The sequence below is a fragment of the Acinetobacter sp. AB03 genome (assembly GCF_058107045.1).
In genome coordinates, this window is the sequence record NZ_JBUEBA010000002.1 from 163,486 (window position 1) to 165,975 (window position 2,490).

A 2,490-nucleotide genomic window follows, 5' to 3' on the forward strand; every position below is an offset into this window, starting at 1 on the left:
GAACAAACCCACAATAGTTACAGCTATTGTGGGTCATTATCCCCTGTTCTCAACTAAGTTATAAGAAAAATACCCCTATCATTCGATTGATTCCTTTATATAAATAATAAAGTAAATATTTGTTTTCCATGAAATTTTATAAAATTCAGTATTAGACCTGTAGCGAAAACTTATCAAACGAAGTATTGGTTAATCTTTTTCTTCAACATCTTCCTTAAACTCAAACAAATCATTCATCGTACAGTTAAAGTATTTACATAACTTATCGGCGACTGGCAATTCAATACGTACAGCACGATCATAATACATACTCGTGAGCGTATTGCGATTGATGCCTGTCGCACGTACTACATCACTTAATTTTAAAATTTTTCGATCGCCCATGAGGCTGGATAACTTGCAAGTAATCATATATCAATTAATTTACAAAAAAAATAACCTACTAAGAGTTATTTTAAGTTGTTGACTGAGTAATACCCTGCTATATTTAACCTACAGCAGATCATTACAACTTATAGAAAGCATAATTCATCTATTTCAACTAAATTATAACTTTTTAAATGTAAGGATTGAAGCTGTATTAGATTATTTTGTGGAGATGACCGCCATGTTGCCAAATGAATTATTGATCAGCCAGCAAGCTCGTGACTTAGGAAATCAATTAATTAAAGAAATGAACATCAATAGAAGTTACGGAATGGCTAATTTTCTTGGAGTAAATACTTGCTATGATAATCATCAGGCTGTACTTATTTGGACATTTCAACTTCTTGAAAGGAAACCTACCTTAAACGAATTAGCAGAAATTAAAAAATATTTTCTTTTAATCTTTCCAGATAGTGTTTATCAATTAGCCTAAGTTGTTTTTAAAAATTATTTTCAGGGGGGGATTACCGGATAGTCTGATAATTCTGAATAAGATCATAATCCGCTGACGTTTAACTAATATTTACGAAATTCCACACTGACTGTATGGTGGATGGTACTCCATCGAGGTATAGAAACATTGGCTTAAAATAGGATTCAGGTTACATAATAAAAAAAGTCCAGAATTTATAGGCTTAATCTGGACAAAAAGGAAACTAAGAAAAAGAAATCTTGCTTAAAGTTAGGCAATCACTCCATGGAATTTCGTAGCAACCCAATCTGCAATCATAGAGCCCGCATTGGGAGCTATACTTTTCTATCAACGATGTACAAGCTATTTTATACTATGTACGACAAGGCATGGGGGTGGCATTATTGCCTGACTTGATCCTAGACACTATCACTACGTCTCCCGATTATTCTTAATTTTCGATGGGTATATTCATCCTTTTAATGACTGATGTGTGCTGAAAAAACAGGAGGTTTTAACTTGGTAAACCATACATACTCATCAGGAGTTTACCATGAGCAAGAAACACAAGACGTATACGGCAGAATTTAAAGCTGAAACCATCAAAGCAATAGAAGCCATTCAAGGCAATGTATCTAAAAACAGCTAGAGAACTCGGCATTTCCATACAGACCCTTTCGCATTAGAATAATAAGGCAAAGGCAGGGACTTTAGCTGGTACTAAATAGTATTCATCTGATCTAAACGCTTTGCTCGAAGAAAATAAGCAACTTAAACAGCAGCTTAAATCCGCTGAAATGGTGAAATGAAACGTGAATTTCTAAAAAAGGCAGTAGCGTACTTTGCCAAATAAAGTCAGTAAGGTACGCCTATGTGAAATCCCAAAACACTTATTTCCGATTATTTTGATGGCACGATTACTTCATGTATCAGTTTCACGCTTTTATGATTGGCTAAAACGAGGTGTGAATAAACGATTAGTTCAGGTGGCCTAACTTAAATAAAAAGTCTCAGACAAACCGGGTACGGTTCACTATTTTTGTCGTGTACAGAGAGTTTTTCTATATAAAAGTATGATACTCACCTAGCCATTACTTAAATAATCACCCCACCACTGCATCATTTCAGTCCGTTGAACTAAGTAATCAGCATGATTATAACTGGCACGGGTACGGTTCTTATCAATATGTGAAAGTTGTGCCTCAATCCAATTATCTTGAAATAAACCTGAGTCATTCAAAATGGTACTAAAAGTGGAACGTAGTCCATGAGAAGATAGTTGATGTTTGCCATACCCCATCTTACGTATGGCCATATTTAGAGTATTAAAATGAATCGGTTGATTGTGATTGCGAGGGCTAGCAAAAAGGTATTTTTCACCGTATGACCACTGCATGACGTCTTTCAAAATCTCTAAAGCCTGATTTGAAAGTGGAACTAAAAAATCTGGAATCTCATGGCCTAATATGACTTTTCGTCGAAACTGTTTAATATGCAAGGCAGGTATTTTCCATATTTTTTCATTTAAATCAAAATGATGAGGCTCAGACAATAGCAATTCAGCCCCTCGCACTCCAGTATATAATTTAAACATCAGTGCTTTTTTAATAATCGGATGGGCATCCAATTTTTGTAATTTATACTTAAAATCA

The 2,490-nt window shown here is 34.6% G+C and carries 3 protein-coding genes and 1 pseudogene; 2 read left to right on the forward strand and 2 right to left on the reverse strand.

All coding sequences use genetic code 11. The annotated features are described in order from the left end of the window. Window positions 1-189: 189 nt before the first annotated feature. On the reverse strand, window positions 190-411 hold the full coding sequence (locus ACY3FQ_RS00945; protein WP_035245357.1) for a helix-turn-helix domain-containing protein: 222 nt from the start codon (window positions 409-411) through the stop codon (window positions 190-192). Window positions 412-607: 196 nt separating this feature from the next. Between ACY3FQ_RS00945 and ACY3FQ_RS00950 the strand changes: the two genes are divergently transcribed. Both ACY3FQ_RS00950 and ACY3FQ_RS00955 read left to right on the forward strand, forming a co-directional pair. Continuing rightward, window positions 608-859 carry a hypothetical protein gene (locus ACY3FQ_RS00950; protein ID WP_005155685.1) on the forward strand — a complete coding sequence of 84 codons (252 nt, stop codon included), beginning with the start codon at window positions 608-610 and terminating at the stop codon, window positions 857-859. 532 nt (window positions 860-1,391) lie between these two features. Then, window positions 1,392-1,824 (forward strand): annotated as a pseudogene (locus ACY3FQ_RS00955) (transposase); the annotation flags it as partial. A 98-nt stretch (window positions 1,825-1,922) separates the two neighbouring features. Here ACY3FQ_RS00955 and ACY3FQ_RS00960 read toward each other — a convergent pair. After that, window positions 1,923-2,490: tyrosine-type recombinase/integrase (locus ACY3FQ_RS00960; protein WP_489773521.1), on the reverse strand; the 568-nt coding region annotated here is incomplete at its 5' end.

Coding starts and splice junctions, on each gene's coding strand:
- ACY3FQ_RS00950 (WP_005155685.1), top strand. CDS start 608: ATGTTGCCAAATGAATTATTGATCAGCCAGCAAGCTCGTGACTTAGGA.
- ACY3FQ_RS00945 (WP_035245357.1), bottom strand. CDS start 411: ATGATTACTTGCAAGTTATCCAGCCTCATGGGCGATCGAAAAATTTTA.